The sequence below is a fragment of the Antarctobacter sp. genome (assembly GCF_048262615.1).
Lineage (GTDB): Bacteria > Pseudomonadota > Alphaproteobacteria > Rhodobacterales > Rhodobacteraceae > Antarctobacter.
This window is the reverse complement of sequence record NZ_JBLXFB010000006.1, coordinates 55,706-79,432: the sequence shown is the minus strand read 5'-3', so window position 1 is coordinate 79,432 and position 23,727 is coordinate 55,706. Positions and strand designations below refer to the sequence as shown.

The following is a 23,727-nucleotide window of genomic DNA, read 5'->3' as shown; positions in this document are numbered from 1 at the left end:
TCGAACCATGACTGATTCCCTTCCGATGCCGGTCACGGCGCCCCTCACCTCGGCGCAGCGCACGCAGCTGTTCAACCTCGTCCGCCGCGCCGCCAAGGCAGAGATCATGCCGCGTTTTCGCAAGCTTGGCAGCCACCAGATCGGCGAAAAATCCGGCCCGATGGATCTGGTGACAGAGGCGGACACCGCCGCAGAGGCGATGATCACCCGCGGACTCCAGACCTTTTTTCCGTCTGCGCTGATCGTCGGCGAAGAGGCTGCATCGGCGAAACCGGAACTGGTCGAGAAAATCGCCGAGGCTGAGCTTTGCTTTACCATCGACCCGGTTGACGGCACGTGGAACTATGCCAAGGGCTTGCCGATGTTCGGGGTCATGGTCTCTGCCTTGCGCTTTGGCCGCCCGGTTTTCGGCCTGCTGTTCGATCCGGTCCTGAACGATATCGTCTGGGCCGACAGCGAACATCCTGCGCAATTGCAACTGCCCCGCCGCGGTCGCCGGTTTGTCACAACAGCCCACGACCAGCACAAGACACTGGATCAGTTGAACGGCTTTGTGCCGCTGTTCCTGATCCCCGAGGACAAGCGCGAAAAAGCCGCGATCACGACGACAAAACTTGGCCGCGTGTGGTCGCTGCGCTGTGCCTGCCATGAGTTCCGCACGCTCGCGCAGGGTGAAATCGACTTTGCGCTGTTCCCGAAACTCACCGCTTGGGACCAACCGGCGGGGGTGATCGTGACACGTCAGGCCGGGGGCCATGTGGCCATGCTGGACGGGTCGGAATACCGCGGCGACCTCACGTCCGGCTACCTGCTGGCCGCATGTGATGAGGCGACTTGGGGATTGGTGCGCGACGCCTTCGATTTCCTGCTTGACCTGCCGCAGGACGCACCGCCCACCGAACAGGAACAACCCGAAGCCTAATCGGCCAGAGCGGATTTTCGGATCCCGCAGGCGGCGCGCGAAAGGTACGCCACCGCCGCAATTGCGTCAATTGACCCCCACCCCTTTTTCCACATTCCGAAAGCCAACTTTTATCCTGCCACTCCGTGCAGTTGCCTGATCGAAAGGTTTCCAGCTAGGGTGATTCGACAACAGCCGCATTATCCTCGGCGGTCACTTGGAGTGGCATCGCTGCATGTTGATCTCAATAGCTCAAAGCCTGATTGCATTGATCCTGGCAGCCGCGCTGCTCTATCTGGTTTTCTCGAACTCACGTTTTTCTGGCCAGTCCCGCCAAACCGACATTGTTCTGGGTATTGTTTTTGGCATCGTGATCATTGCGCTTTCGGTCAATGCGCATGTGTTTGCCGGCGGGGCAATGCTCAGCTCGATATCAGGTATTCTGATCTTTGCCGGATACATGGGCCGATGGCCGGGTGCGCTGATTGCCTTGCTGGTTGCCTTGATAATGCGGATCTGGTTCGGTCCCGGAATGCTTCCGATTGGCATTCTTGCCCTGACGAGCACTGCCATGGCCGGTCTGGTCCTGCGCAGACTCGCCCCTTTCAAGGAGTGGCCGATCCCGCCCCTTGGCGCGTTGATATACGGCGTGCTTGCCTATCTTGTCATTCGCACAGGCGTCATTCTCATCGTCCTGTGGCTGGGCCGTCTTCCGGATCTGGACAATGCGGTGAACATGGCACTGGCGTTTTATGCGGTGGGCAGCCTTTCCGTCATTCTGACATGGCTGGCCATAATACAAAGCGTGAAACTGGCCGCCATCGCGCGCGACAATGCCCGACTGCTCCGGCGGATCAGGCTGTTCAGCGAGAACAGTCCGATGGGGACTTTCAGTTTTGATCATGGGTCGAATGAGCTTGTCGTCGATCAGGGCATTCTGGATATCTACGGTCTGGACGGCCGACCCGGACCGTTTCCGATGTCCGACATTTTCGGCAGGCTTCACCCTGATGACATCGCTTTGGCGGAAGACCGATTTGAAAGGAACGCTGCGGGGGAGATTGACACCGAACCCTTCGATTTCCGGGCCTACAGAATGGATGGCAGCCTGCGTGACATCCGTTCCGTGCTGGAGTTGGAAATCGACGAAAACACCGGCAATCAGCGTGTCGTCGGCTTGCTTACCGATCTGACCGACATCCGGCAGGCAGAGCGGCAAAAAGAACAGGCCGAACACCAGATTGCAGTGATCGCCCAGAACATTCCCGGAATGATCTATCAGGCCATTTGGGAAAAGGGCGCGCCGCGCGACCTTGTCTATGTCAGCGACAAATCTGTCGACATCTGGGGTATCCCGCGCGACGAACTCATGGCCGATCAGACATTGCTGATGGTGGCGCAGGACGAGAATGAAGTCATGCGCGGGATCGCGGCCATCAATGCAGGGATCGAATCCGGTAAACCGGTCCGCGTTCGGTTGTCGATCGTGGCGCGGGGCGGTGTTCGGCGCTGGGTCGATGTGCATGCCCAGGCCACCGATATTGGCGATGGACAACATCGCGTGGACGCTGTGATTGTCGATGTCAGCGCCGAGGTAGCGGCGCTGGAAAAGGCCCACAAGCAAGAAGACCTGGCGCACCGCTCGCAAAGGCTGGAAGCTATCGGCCAATTGACCGGCGGTGTGGCGCATGACTTCAACAATATTCTTGCGGTCATCATGGGCAATCTCGAACTGCTGCGGGAAGAGACCGACAACCCGGATCAGCGGTCAATGATCGACGCCGGGCTGGAGGCCAGTCACCGTGGCGCCGAACTGACCCGCAGCATGCTGGCCTTTGCCCGCCGCGCCCGACTGACGCCGGAACCATTGGATCTGAATGTTGTGGCACTGCACGCCAAGAACTGGATGCGTCGGGCGCTGCCGGAATCGGTGCAGATCGAAACCTCGCTGTTGGCCGGTCTCTGGTCGGCCAAAGCGGATGCCGCTTCTTTGGAAAGCGCGCTGTTGAACCTGATCCTGAACGCCCGCGACGCCGTCGGCGGCCATGGCAAGGTAACAATCGAGACGGCCAATGTGCGGATCGATCAGGCCTATGTCGATTCCCGCAATGAGCCGTTGGAACCGGGGCGCTATGTCATGCTGGCCGTCAGCGACACCGGCTCTGGCATAGAGGGCGACACGCTTGAGCACATGTTTGAGCCTTTCTTCACCACCAAGGCCCCCGGATCGGGCTCCGGTCTTGGGTTGTCCATGGTGCTTGGTTTCGTCAAGCAGTCCGGCGGCACCGTGCAAGTCTATACGGAACTGAACCAGGGCACGACCTTCAAGCTGTACTTTCCGGTCAGCGACGAGACGCCCGTGGCCGATCTCCATTTGCCCCGCACGGTTCCGGCACCGGCGGCCCAGACATCGCGCATTCTGTTGGCAGAGGACGAATCCGCGGTTCGCAGGATGCTGATCGCCACCCTCGAAGCCGCAGGATACGATGTTGTTGCGGTCGGGTCCGGTGACGCCGCTTTGTCGCTGTTCAAAAGTGACCCGCATTTTGATCTGCTGATCACTGACATCGTCATGCCGGGTGACTTGCAAGGCACCAATCTGGCCCGCGCCCTGCGCGAGACTCACCCCGACCTGCCGATGATTTTCATGTCGGGATATGCGGCCGAGGCGACCGTCCATGGCAACGGGTTACGGCCCGACGACATCCGGTTAATGAAACCGGTCCCCAGAGGCGACCTGCTGAACGCTGTTGCTCAGGCATTGACGGCGGGCAAAACCCCCAAATAACCCCATGACGGGTCAGGACAATTGCTGCGCCTCCAGTTTTTCCGCCTCAAAGGCCAGAACCTCACGCAGCTTGTCGATGGCAATCGGTTTGAAAAGCGTCGTTCCGGGATCCTGTTCGCGGGCCTTGGCAATCATGCGGGCAGCGATTGCATTTGTCGGGTCTCCACCGGTGATAAACCGGAGGCGCGCAGGGGCAGCGCCGTTGAGATCGGACAGCTTCCATGCGACTTCGACGCCATCGAGGTTCGGCATGTTGATATCCACCAATACCAGCGCCGGATCCGACATGTCTTCAAGACTGGCCAGCAGTTCGTTGCCATCCGCGCACAGCGTCACCGACCATCCCTTCGCTTCGGCAACCGTCCTGACATAGTCCAGAAACTCTATATTATCGTCCGCGATGATCAGCTTGAGTGTCATGAAATGCCACCATTTGAACCCGAAAAGCATCAACCGTGTTGATAAACTTAGCCCGAACAGGGCCATTTTCCCACTCTTTTGACTCCCAGCACCGTTCCAGAGTTTTTCCGGACGCCACAAACACGGCGTTGCCGGGTTTCCGGACAAGTGTCCGGCCCGCACCGGACCCATAAGGTCCGATACGGTACTTTTATTGCCAGATGGTTAACAATCGGCGCAGGCCTCACGCGTTGGCAGCAAAAGTCGCGCTGATTGCCTCCGTCAATATGCGCGCCAACGCCTATTCTGCCGCCTCCGCGTAGTCACTCATTGGTGGGCAGGTACAAATCAGGTGCCGATCCCCATAGACGTTGTCCACCCGGTTCACTGGCGGCCAGTATTTGTCCACCCGGAACGCTCCCGGCGGAAAACACCCCTGCTCGCGGCTGTAGGGACGATCCCAGTCGCGCACCAGATCCTCCATCGTGTGCGGGGCCAGCTTCAGCGGGTTCACCTCGCGGTCCATCTCGCCGTTCTCGATGGCCCGGATCTCGGCGCGGATCGCCAGCATCGCGTCGCAGAAACGGTCCAGCTCGGCCTTGGTTTCCGACTCCGTCGGCTCCACCATCAAGGTGCCGGCCACCGGCCAGCTCATGGTCGGCGCGTGGAACCCGGCATCGATCAGGCGTTTGGCGATATCCTCCACAGTCACCCCGGCGGATTTCTCAAAAGGCCGGGTGTCGAGGATACATTCATGCGCAACCCAGCCCTTGCCGCCGCGATAGAGCACGTCATAGGCCCCCTCCAGCCGCTTGGCGATGTAGTTGGCATTCAGGATCGCCACACGCGTCGCCTGCGTCAGACCACCGCCGCCCATCATCAGGCAATAGGACCAGCTGATCGGCAACAATGACGGCGATCCGAACGAGGCCGCGCTCACCGCGCCGCCCTCTTCGTCCAGCGGATTACCCGGCAGATGCGGCACAAGATGTTCCTTGACCCCGATGGGCCCCATGCCGGGGCCACCGCCGCCATGCGGAATGCAAAACGTCTTGTGCAGGTTCAGGTGGCTGACATCGCCGCCCAGATCGCCGGGGCGGCTGAGACCCACCATGGCGTTCATGTTGGCCCCGTCGATATAGACCTGCCCGCCATGCTCATGCGTGATCGCACAGACCTCCTTGACCGTCTCCTCGAACACGCCATGCGTGGACGGATAGGTGATCATGCAGGCGGCCAGCGAAGCAGAGTGCTTTTCCGCTTTGGCGCGGAAATCCACCAGATCGATAGACCCCTTGTCGTCGCATTTTACCGCAACCACCTTCCAGCCAACCATTTGCGCCGAGGCCGGGTTGGTGCCATGCGCGTTGACCGGGATCAGGCAGACATTGCGCTCGCCCTGTCCCCGCGCCCGTTGCCAGCGCCGGATCGTCAACAACCCCGCATATTCCCCCTGCGCGCCAGAGTTCGGCTGCATGGAAATCGCGTCATAGCCGGTGATCTGGCACAGCTTGGCGTTCAGATCCTCGATCATCGCAGTATAGCCCCGCGCCTGATCCTTGGGCACATAGGGGTGGATCATCGAAAATTCGCGCCAACTGACCGGCATCATTTCGGCGGCCGAGTTCAGCTTCATCGTGCAGGAGCCCAGCGGGATCATCGCCCGGTCCAGCGCCAGATCGCGGTCGGCCAGACGGCGCATGTAGCGCATCATCTCGGTCTCGGCCCGGTTCATGTGGAACACGTCGTGTTGCAGGTAGTCCGAAGTCCGGATCAGCGCCTCGGGCAGACGATAGTCCGACTCCGCCACGTCGTCCTTTTTCACCAGACCAAAGGCGCGCCAGACCGCCTCGATGGTCGCGGGCCGCGTGCGTTCGTCCAGCGTGATCCCCACGCGGGTCTTGCCGACGCGGCGCAGGTTCAGCCCCTCACGCACCGCCGCCTGCAACACTCCGCGTTGCAGCAGGCCCACATCCACGGTGATCGTGTCGAAATAGGTGTCGGGTTCCACCTTGAAGCCCGCCGCCTCCAGCCCCTTGACCATACGCACGGTCTTGCGGTGGATGCGCTGCGCAATGGCGCGCAGGCCCTTGGGCCCATGGAACACCGCATAGAACCCGGCCATGACCGCCAGCAGCGCTTGCGCTGTACAGACGTTCGACGTCGCCTTTTCACGGCGAATGTGCTGCTCACGCGTTTGCAGGGACAGGCGGTAGGCGCGGTTGCCATGGCTGTCCACCGACACGCCGACAATCCGCCCCGGCATCGCGCGCTTCATCTCATCACGGCAGGCCATATAGGCGGCGTGCGGGCCACCATAGCCCACCGGCACCCCAAACCGCTGGGTCGAGCCAACGGCGATATCCGCCCCCATGGCCCCCGGCTCTTTCAGCAGGCACAGCGCCAGCGGATCGGCACTGACAATCCCCACCGCCTGCGCGTCGTGCAGGGCCGCCATATCATCGGTGAAATCCCGCACATGCCCATGGGTGCCCGGATACTGAAAGATCGCGCCAAAGACGCTGCCCGGATCCAGCGCATCCGGCGCACCCACAATCACCTCGATCCCCAGCGGCTCAGCCCGCGTCTTCATCACCGCGATGTTCTGCGGATGACAGTTCTCATCGACGAAAAACGCCTTGGCCTTCGATTTGGCCACGCGCTGCGCCATGGTCATCGCCTCGGCACAGGCGGTCGCCTCATCCAGCAACGAAGCATTGGCAATCTCCAGCCCGGTCAGGTCGCAGACCATGGTCTGGAAATTCAGCAGCGCCTCTAGCCGGCCCTGCGAAATCTCTGGCTGGTAGGGCGTGTAGGCCGTGTACCACGCCGGGTTCTCCAGGATATTGCGCTGGATCGCGGGCGGCGTGACCGTGCCGTGATAACCCTGTCCGATCAGTGAGGTCAGCACCTTGTTGCGATCCGCCACCTCGCGCAGACGATAGATCAACTCGCGTTCCGACAGCGGCTTGCCGAAATCCAGCGCCGTTTCCTGACGGATCGCCTTTGGCACCGTCTCGTCGATCAACTGGTCAAGGCCGGAAACCCCAAGCACCCCGAACATCGCCGTCATTTCCTCGGGCGAGGGGCCAATGTGGCGCCGATTGGCGAAATCATAAGGCAGGTAATCGATGGGCTCGTAGGTCATACGCCGCTCCCGCGTCTTCTTCTCTGTGAAAATACCGCCGGGGTGAATTGGCCGAAGGCCAAGAGGGGGCACAGCCCCCTCCCCCGTTATCCGCCCACGCCACGCCGGGCATGGGCGTAGGGCGGGGTGTCCCCCGCCGCCGCGTTCACGAAATGAACGCCTTGTAGGCTTTTTCGTCCATCAGTTCATCAAGCACCGAAAGATCCTCGATCTTCATCTTGAAGAACCAGGCATCGCCCTCGGGGTCTTCGTTCACCTTGCCGGGGTCCGCGACGATGGATTCGTTCACCTCGACAATCTCGCCGTCCAGAGGCGCAAGGATATCCGACGCCGCCTTGACCGACTCGATCACCACCACCTCTTCGTCCTTGGTCACTTCACGGCCTTCGTCAGGCAGTTCGACGAAAACGATATCGCCCAGCTGCTCCGCCGCATGGGCGGTGATCCCGACGACCACAAGGTCGTCCTCGACCTCCAGCCATTCATGCTCTTCGGTGAATTTCATGTGCGTCTCCTCGGTCTCACCGTTTGAATCCTGCCGGTACGAAGGGCAGCTTGGCCACCCGCACCGGAACCCGTTTGCCGCGCAATTCGGCCCAGAGGGTTGTGCCCTCGCCCGCCTGCGCTGTCGGCACATAGCCCATCGACACCGGCCCTTCCACCGAAGGACCAAAGCCGCCCGAGGTCACCTTGCCAACCACCGAACCGCCCTCTTCGGCGTCGAACAGCATCACGCCTGCCCGCAGCGGCGCACGGCCCTCTGGCCGCAGACCGACGCGGCGGCACCCCGTGCCGTCGGCCATCTCTGCCAGAATACGTCCATCGCCGGGAAACCCGCCCGCCCGCGCGCCGCCGGTGCGCCGCGCCTTGGAGATCGCCCAGCTCAGCCCGGCCTCGATGGGCGAGGTCTCAGGACCCAGATCCTGACCGTACAGGCACAGCCCCGCCTCAAGCCGCAGACTGTCGCGCGCGCCAAGGCCGATGGCCTCAACCCGCGCGTCCCCCAGCAACGATTTGGCCAGGTCCATCGCGGCGGTGTTGGGCACCGAAATCTCGAACCCGTCCTCGCCGGTGTACCCGGATCGCGAAACCCAGCATTCCGCGCCGGCAATCGGCAAGGTCTCGACATCCATGAATTTCATATCGCGCACGTCGGGACAGTGCTCGGCCAGCACATCCTCGGCCTGTGGCCCCTGAAGCGCCACCAGCGCCCGGTTTTCCAGCAATTTGACGGTGATGCCCTGCGGTTCCAGCGCCGCGCGCATCCGCGCCACATCGGCGTGTTTGCAGGCGGCATTGACCACCAGAAACAGGTGATCGCCCCGGTTGGCGATCATCAGATCGTCCTCGATCCCGCCCGCGTCATTGGTGAACAGCGCATAGCGCTGACGCCCTTCGGCCAGTCCGATCACATCAACCGGCACCAGCGCCTCCAGCGCCCGTGCAGCATCCGGGCCACGCAGGATCACCTGCCCCATGTGGCTGACATCGAACAGCCCCGCCGCAGCCCGCGTGTGCAAATGTTCCTTCAGGACACCAGCCTTGTACTGGACCGGCATTTCATACCCGGCAAACCCCACCATTTTCGCGCCGCGCGCGTGGTGCAGGTCATTCAGGACAGTGGTCTTAAGCTCGTTCAGCTCGTCCGCCATGCGCTCCCTTTCCCCGAAACGCAAAGGCCTCGGGCAGTTCCGGCACGGACCAATCCCGCACCCCCACTGCCCCCTCTGTCCCTTGGCCTGAGATCGCTATCCCTTCGGCGGACGCACATACCGCGCCTCTCTCCAGAGTCTCGTTCCTTCGCGGTCCGTTGGGCCTGAGCGTTTCCGGGGCGGTTGCGCCTTCGGCACCGGGTTTGGCAAGCGCCGCACCGGTTCTCCCGTCGAAGATGGCGTGACGCTAGTCGATTGGATCGGCGTTGACAAGCGTGCCCGGACGCCGCCGCACCGTACAACCAGCGGGCGCCATGATCTCCAGCAGGGCGTCATTGTTGCAGACCAGAGAATCCAGTGAAATCAGGTCCAGCGACTGATAAAACGCGTTGGCCGCGTTGTTGAGCGCCTCACGCAGGCGACAGGCCTCTGTCAGCGGGCAGGTGTTGTCGACATCGCCAAAACACTCTGCCAGCGGCACCGGTTGTTCTAGCGCGCGAAAGACCTCTCCGATCACGATGTCCCCTGCGGGGCGGCCCAATTCCAGCCCGCCATTGCGGCCCCGCTGGGTATGCAAAAACCCCAGTTGCGCCAATTGGTTGATGACCTGCGCAAGATGATTTTCCGAGGCATTACAGCGCTCTGCGATCTCGTGTTTGGTCACCAGCCGCCCGGTATTCGCCGCGCAGTACATCAGCACACGCATGGCAATATTGGTTCGTTTCGTCACGCGCATGTCGACCTCCCACGCCTTCAGGACAGGCCTCTATTGCCACGTCGCGCGCAATCAGCGTTTGACATGCGTCAATCGGGACAAATATTTCCCACATGCAGCATATATATTTCTTCGGCTACGGCTCTTTGGTCAATCGCGCCACGCATGCGCACACCCCGGCCCACCGCGCACGTCTGCACGGATGGCACAGGGCGTGGCGCGCGGTCCCGGAACGGGCGCTGTGCTATCTCACGGCGGTGCGCGACCCGGATGCCAGTATCGACGGGCTGATCGCCCCGGTTCCCGGCGAAAGCTGGGCAGAGCTTGACCAACGCGAGGCCGCCTATGACCGGCACGACGCGACCCACACGCTCGATCACAGCTCTGACGCGCATCAGGTTGTCGTCTACGCCATCGACCCGGCGCGGCACCGCGCGCCCGGTGCGGACAACCCGATCCTGCTCAGCTATCTCGACGTGGTTGTCGCGGGCTATCTGTCGGAATACGGGCCCGCCGGACCTGCGCGGTTCTTTGACACCACGCTGGGGTGGGAGGCCCCGATCCTCGATGATCGTGCCGCACCGCTTTACAGCCGCGCCCGCCCGTTGACCGATGAAATCCGCACGCTGACCGATACCGGGCTAGAGGCGATGGGCAGCCGGATCATTACTGCGGCGGACTGAGTTGCGCTGCCGGGGGCATGGCCCCGGCACGCCGCAAAAGTCCCGGTTTAGCCCGTGATAGCGGGCTTTTTCTGCAACAGCGGCATCACCTCGGCCATTTCCGGCCCGCGCTCCAGCCCGGTTACCGCCTTGCGCAACGGCATGAACAGCCCCTTGCCCTTGCGCCCCGTCGCCTCTTTGACCGCTGCGGTCCAGCTGCTCCATGTGTCGGCGCTGTACGGCGGCTCCCCCAGCATGCCAAAAGCCTCTGCGACAAAGGCCTGATCCTCTTCGTCAACCAGCGGCGTGGCGCCATCGCGGAACAAGTCCCACCAACCGGCGATATCCTTGCGGGTGGTGATGTTGTCACGCACGACATTCCAGAACGGCGCGGCCAGATCCCCCGGCACACCGATCGCGGACAGGTCATCCGCCACCGAAGCCAATTCCAGCCCGTGCAGCTTTTTCGCGGTCAGCGGATACAGATCCTCAACGTCGAACTTGGTCGGGGCCGATCCGAACTGCGACAGGTCGAACCCATCGGCAATCTCTTCCAGCGACAGCCGCAGTTCCACCGGCTGAGACGAGCCCAGACGCGCCATCAGCGACAGCAGCGCCTCGGGTTCCACACCCGCCTCGCGCAGGTCGCGCAACGCCAGCGTGCCCAGCCGTTTCGACAGCGATTCCCCCTGCGGCCCGGTCAGCAGCGAGTGATGCGCAAAGGCGGGCGGCTCTCCGCCCAGCGCGCGGATGATTTGAATCTGTGTTGCCGTATTGGTCACGTGGTCATTGCCGCGCACCACATGGGTGATGCCCATTTCCATGTCATCCACCACTGAGGCCAGCGTATAGAGGTACTGCCCGTCCGCGCGGATCAGAACCGGGTCGCTGACACTGGCCGCGTCAATCGACACTTCGCCAAGGATTCCATCCTCCCAGACGATTCGTTCCTGATCCAGCTTGAAACGCCAGACGCCATCGCCACGCTCTGCGCGAAGCTTGGTTTTCTCTTCCTCTGACAGGGTCAGCGCCGCACGGTCATAGACCGGCGGTTTGCCCATGTTCAGTTGCTTCTTGCGCTTGAGGTCCAGTTCCGTGGGTGTCTCGAACGCCTCATAGAACCGTCCCATCTCGCGCAGAGAGTCTGCCGCCGCCGTGTAGCGGTCCAGTCGCGCGGACTGCCGTTCCACCCGGTCCCACGTCAGGCCCAGCCATTCGAGGTCCTGCTTGATCGCGTCGACATAGGTCTCTTTCGACCGCTCCGGGTCGGTGTCGTCGATGCGCAGAACAAACTGGCCGCCGCTCTTGCGGGCGATCAGGTAGTTGAACAGCGCAGTACGCAGGTTGCCCACATGGATATATCCGGTGGGTGACGGGGCGAAACGGGTGACGGTCATGATCGTGCCTCCTGACGAGGCGCGGTGTTTTCACAAGGCAGCGCATTTGTCCAGTTCCGCTAGGGCCCCACTGGTCCGGATCGCGTGCGAATGCTAGGCAAAAGGGACAAAGCGGCCCCCGAGACCGGCAAGGAAGCGCGCCCATGACCCACATCCTGACCGTCACCCTGAATCCGGCGCTTGATCTGGCCACATCCTGCCCGTCCGTCACGCCGGGGCCAAAGCTGCGCTGCGGGCCGGAAACCGCCGAACCGGGTGGCGGTGGCGTCAACGTCGCCCGCGCGGTTGTCCAACTGGGCGGCCATGCCCGCGCGCTGGTGGCGCTGGGCGGGCGCACCGGGGCGACCTTGGGCGAATTGCTGGAACAGCGCGGTCTTGATCTGGTGCGTCTGCCCGCGCCGGGTGAGACGCGCTACAGCTTTGCCGTCACCGATGACACCACCGGCGAACAATACCGCTTTGTCATGACTGGCCCGGCATGGACCGAAGCACAATTGGACAGCGTGCTGGACAGGCTGGCCGAAGAGGCAGAGCCGGGGGCCTTTGTCGTGCTGTCGGGCAGCATGCCGCCGGGGTGTGCGCCGGGCTGGATTCCGCGTGCCTGCGCCCGTCTTCCGGGGCGCCGCATGGTGATCGACACCTCTGGCCCGCATCTGGCGCATCAGGCCGACGGCGCACAGCCCGCCCCCTATATCCTGCGGATGGACAGCGCCGAAGCGCGCGACCTGTCAGGCCGCCCGCTGGACACCCGCGCCGACAGCGCCGACTTCGCCGAGGAACTGCGCGCGCGCGGAGCTGGTGAGATGATTGTCATCGCCCGTGGTGCGGACGGGTCTGTTATGGCCACGCCCGAGGGCCGATGGTTTGTGCCTGCCGCCAACCAGACCGTTGTCAGCGCCATCGGTGCGGGCGACAGCTTTGTCGGGGGAATGGTCAAGGCCCTGGCCGAGGGCAACGCACCGCCCGAGGCGCTGCGTCAGGGGGCCGCCGCCGCCGCAGCCGCCGTCATCAGCCCCGGCACGCAGTTGTGCCTGCCCGAAGATTTCGCCACCTTCCTGCCGCTGACGACGCTGACCGCCCTCTGATGCGCCTGTTCATCGCCCTGTCCCTGCCCGACTCCGCCCGCGCAACGCTGGAGGCCCTGCAAGCCCGCTTTCCCGCAGGTCGCCCGGTGCCTTTCGACAATCTGCACCTGACGCTGGCCTTTCTTGGCGAGCAGACCGAAGAGGCCGCCGAAGCGGTCCACGAGGGTCTGCAAACCCTGCGCTCCCCCGCCCAGCGTCTGACCCTTGCGGGCGGCACGGTCTTTGGCGGCAGGCACGGTCAGGCCATCGCGCTGGAGGCCAGTGGCGGCGCGGACCTGACCACCCTGCATGACCGCGTGCTGTCGCGCCTGCGCGGCGTGGGCATCGCCCCCGAGCGCCGCCGCTTTCGCCCCCATGTGACGCTGGCACGCATGGGCGCCCGCGAGAACGCCGGCCCGGTTCTGGCCGTTCTGGCCAGTGCCTCTGTCGGACCGTTTCTGTGTGACGCGGTCAGCCTGTATGCCTCGACCCTGCACCCGGACGGGGCGATCCACGAGGAACTGGCCCGCTACCCGCTTGCCCTGCTCATATGACCGACACCAGCCGCTTTTATGATATCGCCGAGCGCACCATCGCGGGCTTTCCCGATCCGTTCCGTGCCGCCGCCCGCGCCGTTCTTCTGCGAGTCGTGGACTGGCCGCCCGACGCGTTTCTAAAAGACATGCAGATCGCCGATCCGCTGGACCTGACCGGGCTCTATGATGGCGTTCCGATGACAGAGAAAAGCTTTGCCGATCCCGCGCCGTTTCCGGACACGGTCTGGCTGTTCCGCGAACCCATCCTGAACGAATGGCGCGACCGGGGGGATATCGAACTGGACGACCTGATCGCCCATGTCACGGTCCATGAATTCGCGCATCACTTTGGCTGGTCGGATGACGACATCGCCACGATAGACCGCTGGTGGGAATAGAATCCTATCGCCCTAGGTTACCCTCATGCGACAGATCCTGATTTTCCTTTTCCTCTTCGCCGCCCCTGTTCGGGCGGAAAATGTCCTTGTGCTTGGCGACTCCATCCTCGCGTGGCACCGCGCGGCCGGACAGTCCGTGCCGGACCAACTGGCCGCCGCCGCGCAGGTGACGGTAAAAAACAGATCGGTGCCCGGTGCGCGGTTCTCTCACAGTGGCGGGTTGGCCGCCGCCACGGGTTTCGACATCCGCCGCCAGTTGAGACGCGGCGACTGGGATGTGATCGTGCTGGACGGCGGCGGCAACGATCTGATGGGCGAATGTCGATGTCGCGCCTGTGACGACGTTCTGAACCAGTTGATCTCACACGATGGGCGCCGGGGCGAAATTCCCAGCTTTGTGGCGAAACTGGCGCAATCCGGCGCGCGCATCTACTGGCTGGACTACTACGCTGTCCCCACCGCAGGCGGCCCCTTTGCGCCCTGCGTGGATGAACTTGCCATCCTCAGCCAGCGCCTGAAGCGTCTGGCACCGCTGATCGAGAACATGACCTACCTCACAGGCAAGGCGGTGATCGACCCCGACGACCTGTCACATTACGACCGCGACCGCCTGCACCCCAGCCGCAAGGGGGCGGCCTTGCTTGGCCGCTATCTGGCGCGCGAAATCAGCCGCTGATCTGGCCGCCGGGAACCGGACTTAACTTGGGTCGCGCCAGCGGTTCACGATGGGATAGCGCCGGTCCAGCCAGAAGGCGTGTTTGGTCAGGCGCGTGCCGGGGGCCGACTGGAACCGCTTGTATTCGCTGAGGTACAGCAGCCGTTCCACCTTTTTCGCGTCCGCGCGGTCATAGCCCGCCGCCACGCAATCCTCGATGGACCCGTCGCGATCGACAAGAATCTCAAGGATCGCGTCCAGCACCGGGTAATCGGGCAGCGAGTCGCTGTCCTTTTGGTCGTCGCGCAGTTCTGCCGAGGGCGGTTTGGTGATGATCCGGTCGGGGATCACCTCACCCGGCTGCCCCATCATCCAGTCGCGATGGTTTGTGTTGCGCCAGCGGCATGTCTCGAACACCCGCGTTTTATACAGATCCTTGATCGGGTTATAGCCGCCCGCCATGTCGCCATAGATCGTGGCATAGCCCACCGCGACCTCGGATTTGTTGCCCGTGGTCAGCAGCATCTCACCAAACTTGTTCGACAGGGCCATCAACAGCAATCCGCGCAGGCGGGACTGGATGTTCTCTTCGGTCACATCCGCATCGCGTCCCGCAAAGAGCGGTGCCAACGCTTCGGTCACCGCGGCGCGGGGCCCTGCAATTGGCACATAGTCATAGTGACAGCCCAGCGCCTTGGCACAGGCCTCGGCGTCCTCCAGCGAATGCTGCGAGGTGTATTCCGACGGCAGCATCACGCAGCGCACATTCTCCGGGCCAATGGCGTCCGCCGCGATGGTCGCCACCAGCGCCGAATCCACGCCACCGGACATGCCCAGCAGAACCTTGGAAAAGCCCGACTTGCGCAGGTAGTCGCGCAGGGATTCCACCATCGCGCGATAATCCTGTTCCCATGCGTCGGGGTGCAGATCGAACATCCCGTCTTCACAACGCCAGCCATCGGCCCCGCGCACCATATCCACCGGCACCACGCATTCGTCAAAAACCGGCAGTTGCACGGCGATCTTGCCACCGGGGTTCAGCACAAAAGACCCACCGTCAAAGACCTGATCGTCCTGCCCGCCCACCATATTGAGGTAAATCAGCGGCAGATCGGTCTCGACCACGCGCCCGACCATATGGTTCAGGCGCGTTTCCATCTTGTTGCGATAATAGGGGGAGCCATTGGGCACGAGCAGGAATTCGGCCCCCGTCTCGACCAGCGTCTCAGCCACATCCTCGTGCCAGGCGTCCTCGCAGATGGGCGAGCCGATGCGCGTGTTGCCCACCGCATAGGGGCCACCGATGGGGCCGCTGTCAAAGATACGCACCTCGTCAAAGACCGTCTCATTTGGCAGGTGATGTTTCAGCACCCGCGTCACCACCTGCCCGCCGCGACAGATGAAATAGGCGTTGAACAGCTCTGTACCCTCGACATAGGGGCCGCCGATGCCCAGCGCCGGGCCATCAGCACAGGCGGCGGCCACGTCGTCGATCTTGTTCATGGCGGCGGTGTAGAAGGCGGGCTTCATCACCAGATCCTGCGCGTTGTAGCCGGTGATGAACATCTCGGGCAGGGCGACCATATCCGCCCCCTGTTCGATCCCTTGCTGCCATGCGTCCAGCGCCTTGGCGGCATTGCCGTCCAGATCGCCCACGGTGGGATTCAGTTGCGCCAGTGTCACGCGGAAACGGTCACTCATCGGCCTGCGCCTCTTCAGTCAGGTTTGAGGCCCGACATAGCAGATGGAACCGCGGAAGAAAGCCCATGCCGCCAAGGCTGGTCCGACCGGCATGGTCCGCCGCTGCCTTTCAGGTCCGGTGGCGGTGCGGACAGGGATGTGTCAGCCCCCCTCGGCAGCCCCGCAAACGGGACCGCAGACGTTCCGCACCCCAAAGGCCGTTGGCACCTCCTTGCGACCCGTATCCGAAAGCCATTGCCCCTGCCCGGTCCCTCCATTAGGTTTTTCCCAATTTTGAGGCCAACTCCGACACCACAGGGCAGCGCGTATGAAACTTGCAGGCATCACCGGCATTCTGGCTATTTCGCTGGCGGGTTTCGCCCTGGCTCAGGATGATCAGGTGGTCACCAAGCAATACGATGACGGGGGCGTCTATGAGGGCACCTTCCTCAACGGGTTGCAGCATGGCACCGGCACCTACCGGCTGCCCAACGGCTATGAATACACTGGCGAGTGGGTCGACGGTGAGATCAAGGGCGAGGGCGTTGCGCGCTTTCCCAACGGATCGGTCTATGACGGCCAGTTCGCCAAGGGCAAACCGGAAGGCATGGGCAAGATCGTCTTTGCCGACGGCGGCACCTACGAGGGCCAGTGGCTGGATGGCAAGATCACCGGCACCGGCATTGCCATCTACGCCAACGGCGTCCGCTATGAGGGATCGTTCCGCAACGCGCTGCACCACGGGCGCGGCGTGATGACCGCGCCCAATGGCTATGTCTATGACGGCCAGTGGGTGAACGGCGTCAAGGAAGGCGTCGCCAAAGTCACTTACCCCGACAAGTCGGTCTACGACGGCCGCGTCGCCGATGGCGAACGCGACGGCTTTGGCAAGCTGACCATGCCGGACGGTCTGATCTACGAAGGCACATGGCGTGAGGGACAGATTGACGGCGAAGGCAAGCTGATCCAGCCCAACGGTGACATCTACGAGGGGCAGCTTGTCGATGGTCGGCGTGAGGGCAAGGGCAAGGTCATCTACGAGAACGGCGATATCTACGAAGGCCAGTTCAACAATGACCAGCGTCACGGCACCGGCAGCTTTGTCGGCAAGGACGGCTATCGCTACGATGGCAACTGGATCACCGGCCAGATCGAGGGCAAGGGCAAGGTCACTTATCCCGACGGTTCTGTCTACGAAGGCCAGTTCAAGGGCGACCTTGCCAATGGCATTGGCACGATCACCTATCCCGATGGCGCAACCTATTCCGGCGAATGGGTCAACGGGGTGATTCAGGGCAAGGGCCGCGCGACTTATCCCAACGGGCTGGTTTACGAAGGCAGCTTTGAAAACGCCCGCAATGACGGCTTTGGCGTGATGACCTACCCCGATGGCTACCGCTATGAGGGCAACTGGCAGAACGGCCAGCGCCACGGCGAGGGCAAGGCCACCTATCCCGACGGCACCGTCTATCAGGGTCAGTTCCGCGAAGGTCAGCGCCACGGCAAGGGCACCATCGAAATGGCCTCTGGCTTTCGCTACGAGGGCACCTGGGTACGTGGCGAGATCAACGGCGAGGGCATTGCGGTCTACGCCAATGGCGACATCTATCAGGGCACCTTCAAGGACGGCAAACGTCAGGGGCAGGGCACGATGAAATATGCCTCCGGCGAAGAGGCCTCGGGCGATTGGGTCGGCGGCGCGCTGCGTGCGGTTCCGGCCCCCGCCCCCGAACCCCAAGCGGCCCCTGATCCCGCCCCGGCGGACAATTGAACGGCCGCCCGGCCCGCAACGACACAACACTTTCCTGGTGGCTGAACCGCGTCGGCGTGGTCCGCCGGGCGCGGTCCCGGCTCTGGCGCGGACTTCTGTCCGTCCTCCTTTTGGTCTGCCTGTTCACCACCCCCACGCGTGCGCAGGACGTTGAGCGCTCCATCGTCCGTGTCGGGGTTCTGGCGCATCGCGGCTGGGACGAGGGTGAGGCGCAATGGTCGCAGCTTGCCACCTATCTACAAGCTGCCCTGTCCGGCCATGTGGTGCGGTTTGTTCCCGTCACGCTGACCTCTGCCGGGCCGCTGATCAACGCGGGCGGGCTGGACTTTCTCATCACCAACCCCGGCCACTATATCGATCTTGCCGACCGTTATCCGATGAGCGTGCTGGCCACGCGCAAGCGCACGCTGCCGGACGGCGCGCATACGCTGCAATTTGGGTCTGCGGTGCTGGTGCGGGCGGACAGTGGCCTAAGCACGCTGGCCGATCTGCGCGGCGCGCGGGTCGGGGCGGTGGCCCCACAGGCCTTTGGCGGCTTCCAGCTGGCATGGTTCGAGGCGCGCGCACAGGGCGTCGACCTGTTCGACGACCCCGCAGACCTTGCCTTTTACGGCTTTCCGCAGGACGCGATTGTGGCTGACGTCCTGAAAGGCAAACTGGACGCAGGCGTCGTGCGCAGTGGCCTGCTTGAACGGCTTGTGGCCGAGGGCGCGGTGCCGCGCGACACCCTGCGGGCGCTCAATGCCAATGTCACCTACACCCACCCGGAGGCCGTCAGCACACGGCTTTATCCGGAATGGCCATTCCTTGCGCTGGCCGGAACGGACCCCGCGATGCGCGACGCCGTGGCGCTTGCGCTGTTGCAAAGCGCCGCCAGCGACCTGCCCGATCCGTGGGGGGCACCGGTCAGCTATCACGACGCCCGCACTCTGGTCTCCGCGTTCTCGAACCGTGCGGGCAATGCCGCAGACGCGGACGTGACCGGCACGGCGCTTTCTGTCTGGCTGTCCGCCGGAATGGCCGTAACGGTGGCGGCGCTGGCGGGTGCGCTGGTCCTGCTCCGCGGACGCCGAGGCCGTCCGGCTCCGGGGCCAAAATCCGCGAAGGACCAAACCGGCGTTCCACTCACCCGCCGCGAAACGCAGGTGCTGTCACAGATCGGCGCGGGCAAGTCGACCAAGGAAATCGCCGCGACGCTGGGCATCAGCCCCAAGACGGTCGAGTTCCACCGCGCCAACCTGCTGCGCAAGTTCGAAGCCCGCAGTTCTGCCCAGCTTATCGCCCGCGCCGGCGAGCAGTTTACAGGGTCAGAAATTGAAACCTAGGGTATACCCTAGGGACAAACCGGCACAAAACACGTGGTTTCGTGGGCTGTGCGACGGCCGCCCGCCTGCGCCATCCTTGTGGCAGGCGGGCACGGTCAGCCCGCGCACATGGGAGGAGACCAGAACATGATCCACTTCATCCGCCTCGCCGCCGTTATCGGGCTTGCCGTCGCGCTTTTTGTGACACCGGACGCGTCCTTTGCCGAAGGCTATGGCAAGCAGAAGGTCGTCTATCACATCAACTATCTTGGGGGTGAAAACGACAAGGCCTATCGCGGTGCCATGCGCAACATCCAGAACCACATCAATGCCGTCGGCGTCGAGAACGTGGACATCAAGGTGGTGCTGCATGGCAATGGCGTCAGCATGCTGAAATCCGCCAAGGCTGACGACACGCTGCAAACGGTCATCGGCGGCCTGAAATCGCAAAACGTGACCTTCAACGTCTGCAACAACACCCTTGTCGGGCGCAAGATCGACTATTCCAACGACCTCTATGACGTCTGGGAAGACGACATTGTCCCCTCGGGGGTGGCTGAACTGTCAAAGCTGCAACAGGAAGGCTACACCTACATCAAGCCGTGATGCGGCTTTGCGCCATTGCCCCGGCGCGGGCGATGGCGTGTCACGGATACAGGGTTCACGCCACACCTCAGACCTGTTCGCCCGCGTCCATCCGGTCAAGAAACCCCTGCGCCTCTGTCAGGATGGTTTCGCGCTTGTCGGCATCCATCCGGTCAAAGGTCCGGTACATCTGCGCCATACGTGGATTGCCCTCAAACCGGTCCCGGTGACGGTCCATGAAATGCCAGTACAGCAGGTTGAACGGACAGGCCCCCTCACCCGTCTTTTTCGTCACCGAATAGGCGCAATGCCGACAGTGATCCGACATCTTGTTGATGTAGTTCCCCGAGGAAACATACGGCTTTGACGCGATGATCCCGCCATCGGCGAATTGGCTCATCCCCACGGTATTCGGGGCCTCGACCCATTCGAAAGCGTCGATGTAGACGCTCAGATACCACTCGTGCAGCGCGCCCGGATCAATGCCCGCCAACAGGCCAAAGTTTCCGGTCACCATCAGCCGCTGGATGTGATGGGCATAGGCCTCATCCCGTGTCTGGGCCACCGCTTTGGCCACACAACGCATCCGGGTCTCTGCCCCCCAATACAGATTGGGTAATTTTCGCTTATGGTTCAGCTTGTTCCGCGTCGGATAGTCAGCGCCTTCGCGGAAATAGATGCCGCGCACATATTCGCGCCAACCGATGATCTGCCGGATGAACCCCTCTGCCGCGTTGATCGGGATATCCCCTTTTTCATACGCGTTTTCAACCTCTTGGCAGACTTCCATCGGGTTCAGAAGCCCGATATTGATGTAGGCCGACAAGAGCGAGTGATAGAGAAAACGGTCGCCGTCCAGCATCGCGTCCTGATAATCCCCAAAGCGCGGCAGGGCGTGGTCGACAAAATGGCGCAGCGCCCGCAGCGCCTGATCCCGGTCCGTCGCAAAGCCAAAGGGCCGCAACGTGCCAAAATTGTCGGAAAACCGCGTCTCGACGAGGTCCAGAACCTCTTCGGCCACATCATCCGGTTCAAACCGGATCGGGACGTGCGTCACCTCTTCCCGCGCCGGTTTGCGGTTGTCGTGGTCAAAGTTCCACTGTCCACCGACAGGCGTGTCGCCCTCCATCAACAGCCCGGTCTTGCGCCGCATATCGCGATAGAAATACTCCATCCGCAGCGCCTTGCGCCCCTCGGCCCAGTGGTCGAATTCCGCGTGCGAGGCGATAAAGCGATCATCCTCCAGCAGCCGCACCTTCAGCGGGCAATGCTGCAAGGCATTGATCAGACGCCATTCTCCGGGTTCTGTGGCGATCACCTCGGACGCGCCGGTCTCCTCGGCGCGGCGCAGCAGTTCGCCGCAGATCGACCCGGCGTTGTCAGGATCGTCCAACCGGGCATAGCGCACGTTCCAGCCATCGCCGCGCAACCGAACAGCAAACTTGCGCATCGCGGCAAAGATCAGCGCGATTTTCTTGGGGTGGTGCGGGACGTACCCGGCCTCATCCGCGACCTCGGCCATGACCACCACATCGCGCGCCTTGTCTGCCGCTTTCAGCGAGGCCAAACCCGCACTCAACTGGTCGCCCAGCACCAGAACCAAGCGGCTCACCAAGGGATCTCCCGCCCGGAATAGTCCAGAAATTTCCCGGTGTCCTCGGCACTTACCCCCCGGCAGACCGCGACCAACCGTTCAGCCGCATGATCCGCTGTGACCGTCGGATAGCGGTTGGCATATTTTTCGGTGAACCCCGTCTCAACCGTGCCGGGGTGCAGGCAGACGCAGGCCAAGTGCCGATGGGTCCGCGCCAGTTCAACCGACGCGGTATGGATCAACTGGTTCACCCCCGCCTTGGCGGCCCGGTAGCTGTACCAGCCACCCAGACGATTGTCGCCGATGGACCCGACCCGCGCGGATAGCACCGCAAAGACCGCTGGCCGGCCCCGTGGCAGCAGGTGCCGGGCGTGTTTCAACACCATCACCGGCCCTATGGCATTCAAAAGGTACTGATCCATCAGGCCTTTGGCATCGACAGCCTTCAGCGTCTTCTCCGGCTCCGCGCCGTCGATCTCCAACGCGCCGGTTGCGACAAAGATCAGGTCAAAAGGTCCCTCCAGCGCGCTCAATGCGCTGCGTACGCTGCCCTCATCCGTCACGTCGAACCCGTCGCGCGACCGCGACAGGCCGGTCACGACACCCCCATCGGCCCGCAACCGCGCGGCCACTGCCGCACCGATCCCGCCGCTATCGCCTATGATCAATGCGTTTTCCATGGACCGTCAGTTAGCGGCCCTGGGCGACGCTTCAAGCGCCGCCAACGTCCTCTCGTGCAATCGCCACGGTCTTGACCACGGCATAACAGGCCACGCCGGGTGCCAGACCCAACGCCTCTGCCGACCGCCGCGTGACCCGCGCCAGAACCCGGCCCGCAGGCGTGTCCAGCGACACCAGCGCGCCCGGCCCCTCACCCTCACGGATAGAATCCACCGTGCCGGGCAGGATATTGAGCGCCGACAGTCCCTCTGGCCTGCCGCGCGACAGGATCACCTCCTGCGCCGCGATCCGCACCCGCAGAGGCGCGCCAATGTCCTGACGGACACGCGGCAGAAACAGCCGCACCCCACCGGCATCCAGCTCTGTCAGGCCATCCTCATGATGCGCCGCAACCCGCGCCTCCAGCACCGCGCCGACGGCGCGAATGCCCGCTGGCGTCACGTCGGGATCGCTCAGGACCTCTGACGCCGTCCCCTGCCGCACCACTCGGCCGTTTTGCAGCACAACCACCGTTGTCGCCAGCCGCGCGACCTCTGCCGCCGAATGGCTGACATACAGGATCGGGCAGCGCGCCTCATCCCGAAGCCGTTCGAAATAGGGCAGGATTTCCGCCTTGCGCGCCTCATCCAGTGCCGCCAGCGGTTCATCCGCAAGGATCAGACCGGGATCGGCCAAGAGCGCCCGCCCGATGGCCACCCGCTGCTTTTCCCCGCCCGAGAGCGCGCCCGGACGACGGTCAAGCAGCGCGCCCAGGCCCAGCATCTCGACCACCGGCTCCAGCGACAAAGTGCTGCCTGAAAACCAGCGCCCATACAGCAGGTTCTGCCGCACGGACAGATGCGGAAACAGCCGCCCCTCCTGAAAGATATAGCCCAGACCGCGCCGGTTTGGCGGCAGCCAGATCCCCTGCGCGGTGTCGCCAAGCACCCGGTCGCCGACGCAGACGCGTCCCATGTCGGGCCGCATCAACCCGGCCACCGCGTTGATAACGCTGGTCTTGCCAGAGCCAGAGCGCCCGAACAGCACCGTCAGCCCCTGCGGCGCGTCAAAGCGCGCATCCAGCATGAAGTCCCCCAGCCGGTGACGGACGGCAACCCCCAGCATCACGCGCCCCCGACCCGTGCCGCAACCCGGCGCGACACCCATTCCGACAGCAAAAGCGCCAGCATCGCCACCGCGACAGCCACCAGAACCAGCCGCAATGCGGATGCCTCGCCCCCCGGCACCTGAAGGAACGCGTAGATGGCGGACGGCAGGGTTTGCGTCTGGCCGGGAATGTTGGAGACAAAGGTGATCGTGGCGCCAAATTCGCCCATCGCCTTGGCAAAGGCCAGAATGCTGCCTGCCAGCACGCCGGGCAACACCATGGGCAACGTGACCGTGGCAAAGACCCAGACGCGCGATGCGCCCAGCGTCGCGGCGGCCTGTTCCAGCTTCGGGTCAACCGCCTCGATCGACAGGCGCATGGCGCGAACCATCAAGGGAAATCCCATGATCCCCGCAGCCAGCGCCGCGCCGGTCCAGTGAAAGGCAAAGGTAATCCCCAGCGATTGCAGGAAGCCCCCCACCGGGGCGCGTGGTGAGAACGTCAGCAAAAGCAGATAACCCGTCACCACCGGCGGCAGGATCAGCGGCAGATGCACCACCCCGTTGAGCACCTGCTTGCCCGGAAAGCGCCAGCGCGCCAGCGCATAGGCCACGAACAACCCGAAAGGCAGCGCCACCAGCGTCGCCCAGAAAGAGACCCGCAGCGACAGCCGCACCGCCTCCCATTCCGCCGGGCTGAGCCACTCCATC

21 protein-coding genes and 2 riboswitches are annotated in these 23,727 nt (G+C 63.3%); of the genes, 10 read left to right on the top strand and 11 right to left on the bottom strand.

What is annotated here, in order from left to right:
- Positions 1-7: 7 nt before the first annotated feature.
- Both ACN0S5_RS08600 and ACN0S5_RS08595 read left to right on the top strand, forming a co-directional pair.
- Positions 8-922, top strand: a complete 915-nt coding sequence (locus tag ACN0S5_RS08600) for an inositol monophosphatase family protein (RefSeq protein WP_417207753.1) — start codon at positions 8-10, stop codon at positions 920-922.
- A gap of 214 nt (positions 923-1,136) precedes the next feature.
- The gene (locus ACN0S5_RS08595; RefSeq protein ID WP_417207752.1) at positions 1,137-3,689 is read left to right on the top strand and encodes an ATP-binding protein; all 2,553 of its coding nucleotides are present in this window, start codon (positions 1,137-1,139) and stop codon (positions 3,687-3,689) included.
- Positions 3,690-3,701: 12 nt separating this feature from the next.
- Here ACN0S5_RS08595 and ACN0S5_RS08590 read toward each other — a convergent pair whose 3' ends face one another.
- The 5 genes from ACN0S5_RS08590 to ACN0S5_RS08570 all read right to left on the bottom strand — a co-directional run bounded on the left by ACN0S5_RS08590 (position 3,702) and on the right by ACN0S5_RS08570 (position 9,624).
- On the bottom strand, positions 3,702-4,109 hold the full coding sequence (locus ACN0S5_RS08590) for a response regulator (protein WP_417207751.1): 408 nt from the start codon (positions 4,107-4,109) through the stop codon (positions 3,702-3,704).
- 280 nt (positions 4,110-4,389) lie between these two features.
- Positions 4,390-7,236, bottom strand: coding sequence for an aminomethyl-transferring glycine dehydrogenase (gene gcvP, locus ACN0S5_RS08585; RefSeq protein WP_417207750.1), 2,847 nt, complete (start codon positions 7,234-7,236; stop codon positions 4,390-4,392).
- A 145-nt stretch (positions 7,237-7,381) separates the two neighbouring features.
- On the bottom strand, positions 7,382-7,741 hold the full coding sequence (gene gcvH, locus ACN0S5_RS08580; protein WP_089280121.1) for a glycine cleavage system protein GcvH: 360 nt from the start codon (positions 7,739-7,741) through the stop codon (positions 7,382-7,384).
- 16 nt (positions 7,742-7,757) lie between these two features.
- Complete coding sequence (gcvT, locus tag ACN0S5_RS08575; RefSeq protein ID WP_417207928.1) at positions 7,758-8,876, bottom strand: glycine cleavage system aminomethyltransferase GcvT; 1,119 nt, start codon at positions 8,874-8,876, stop codon at positions 7,758-7,760.
- A gap of 85 nt (positions 8,877-8,961) precedes the next feature.
- Positions 8,962-9,026, bottom strand: a riboswitch (glycine riboswitch).
- A 3-nt stretch (positions 9,027-9,029) separates the two neighbouring features.
- A riboswitch (glycine riboswitch) is annotated at positions 9,030-9,129 on the bottom strand.
- 6 nt (positions 9,130-9,135) lie between these two features.
- Positions 9,136-9,624, bottom strand: coding sequence for an RrF2 family transcriptional regulator (locus ACN0S5_RS08570; protein WP_417207748.1), 489 nt, complete (start codon positions 9,622-9,624; stop codon positions 9,136-9,138).
- A 92-nt stretch (positions 9,625-9,716) separates the two neighbouring features.
- Here ACN0S5_RS08570 and ACN0S5_RS08565 point away from each other — a divergent pair, with 92 nt between their 5' ends.
- Entirely contained in the window at positions 9,717-10,286 is a 570-nt protein-coding gene (locus tag ACN0S5_RS08565) for a gamma-glutamylcyclotransferase (protein WP_417207747.1), read from the top strand.
- A gap of 47 nt (positions 10,287-10,333) precedes the next feature.
- Here the strand turns inward: ACN0S5_RS08565 and gltX are convergent, their stop codons facing one another.
- Positions 10,334-11,662, bottom strand: a complete 1,329-nt coding sequence (gltX, locus tag ACN0S5_RS08560; RefSeq protein WP_417207746.1) for a glutamate--tRNA ligase — start codon at positions 11,660-11,662, stop codon at positions 10,334-10,336.
- A 143-nt stretch (positions 11,663-11,805) separates the two neighbouring features.
- On the opposite strand from gltX, the gene ACN0S5_RS08555 reads away from it, so the two are divergent.
- Genes ACN0S5_RS08555 through ACN0S5_RS08540 form a run of 4 tightly spaced genes read left to right on the top strand, consistent with a single transcriptional unit; the run spans position 11,806 to position 14,336 of the window.
- Entirely contained in the window at positions 11,806-12,747 is a 942-nt protein-coding gene (locus ACN0S5_RS08555; RefSeq protein ID WP_417207744.1) for a 1-phosphofructokinase family hexose kinase, read from the top strand.
- Positions 12,747-13,280, top strand: coding sequence for an RNA 2',3'-cyclic phosphodiesterase (gene thpR / locus ACN0S5_RS08550; protein ID WP_417207743.1), 534 nt, complete (start codon positions 12,747-12,749; stop codon positions 13,278-13,280). The genes ACN0S5_RS08555 and thpR overlap by 1 nt, the downstream gene beginning before the upstream one ends.
- On the top strand, positions 13,277-13,660 hold the full coding sequence (locus ACN0S5_RS08545; RefSeq protein ID WP_417207742.1) for a metallopeptidase family protein: 384 nt from the start codon (positions 13,277-13,279) through the stop codon (positions 13,658-13,660). The genes thpR and ACN0S5_RS08545 overlap by 4 nt, the downstream gene beginning before the upstream one ends.
- Before the next feature lie 25 nt (positions 13,661-13,685).
- Complete coding sequence (locus ACN0S5_RS08540) at positions 13,686-14,336, top strand: SGNH/GDSL hydrolase family protein (RefSeq protein WP_417207741.1); 651 nt, start codon at positions 13,686-13,688, stop codon at positions 14,334-14,336.
- A 21-nt stretch (positions 14,337-14,357) separates the two neighbouring features.
- Here ACN0S5_RS08540 and ACN0S5_RS08535 read toward each other — a convergent pair whose 3' ends face one another.
- On the bottom strand, positions 14,358-16,016 hold the full coding sequence (locus ACN0S5_RS08535) for an NAD+ synthase (RefSeq protein ID WP_417207739.1): 1,659 nt from the start codon (positions 16,014-16,016) through the stop codon (positions 14,358-14,360).
- Between the two features lie 307 nt (positions 16,017-16,323).
- Between ACN0S5_RS08535 and ACN0S5_RS08530 the strand changes: the two genes are divergently transcribed.
- From ACN0S5_RS08530 to ACN0S5_RS08520, 3 genes are all read left to right on the top strand, one after another.
- Positions 16,324-17,766, top strand: a complete 1,443-nt coding sequence (locus tag ACN0S5_RS08530) for an MORN repeat-containing protein (protein ID WP_417207738.1) — start codon at positions 16,324-16,326, stop codon at positions 17,764-17,766.
- Entirely contained in the window at positions 17,763-19,091 is a 1,329-nt protein-coding gene (locus ACN0S5_RS08525; RefSeq protein WP_417207737.1) for a PhnD/SsuA/transferrin family substrate-binding protein, read from the top strand. Before ACN0S5_RS08530 ends, ACN0S5_RS08525 begins: the two co-directional genes overlap by 4 nt.
- 126 nt (positions 19,092-19,217) lie before the next feature.
- A complete protein-coding gene (locus ACN0S5_RS08520; protein WP_417207736.1) occupies positions 19,218-19,676 on the top strand; it encodes a DsrE family protein in 459 nt (152 codons plus the stop codon).
- 67 nt (positions 19,677-19,743) lie between these two features.
- Here ACN0S5_RS08520 and ACN0S5_RS08515 read toward each other — a convergent pair whose 3' ends face one another.
- Genes ACN0S5_RS08515 through modB form a run of 4 tightly spaced genes read right to left on the bottom strand, consistent with a single transcriptional unit; the run spans position 19,744 to position 23,726 of the window.
- On the bottom strand, positions 19,744-21,270 hold the full coding sequence (locus tag ACN0S5_RS08515) for a cryptochrome/photolyase family protein (protein ID WP_417207735.1): 1,527 nt from the start codon (positions 21,268-21,270) through the stop codon (positions 19,744-19,746).
- Positions 21,264-21,929: an SDR family NAD(P)-dependent oxidoreductase gene (locus ACN0S5_RS08510; protein WP_417207733.1), complete on the bottom strand. Its 666-nt coding sequence runs from the start codon at positions 21,927-21,929 to the stop codon at positions 21,264-21,266. The genes ACN0S5_RS08515 and ACN0S5_RS08510 overlap by 7 nt, the downstream gene beginning before the upstream one ends.
- A 31-nt stretch (positions 21,930-21,960) precedes the next feature.
- Positions 21,961-23,034 (bottom strand): molybdenum ABC transporter ATP-binding protein, encoded by a 1,074-nt coding sequence (gene modC, locus ACN0S5_RS08505; protein ID WP_417207732.1) that lies wholly within the window; start codon positions 23,032-23,034, stop codon positions 21,961-21,963.
- A complete protein-coding gene (gene modB / locus ACN0S5_RS08500) occupies positions 23,034-23,726 on the bottom strand; it encodes a molybdate ABC transporter permease subunit (protein ID WP_417207731.1) in 693 nt (230 codons plus the stop codon). The genes modC and modB overlap by 1 nt, the downstream gene beginning before the upstream one ends.
- Position 23,727 lies beyond the last annotated feature (1 nt).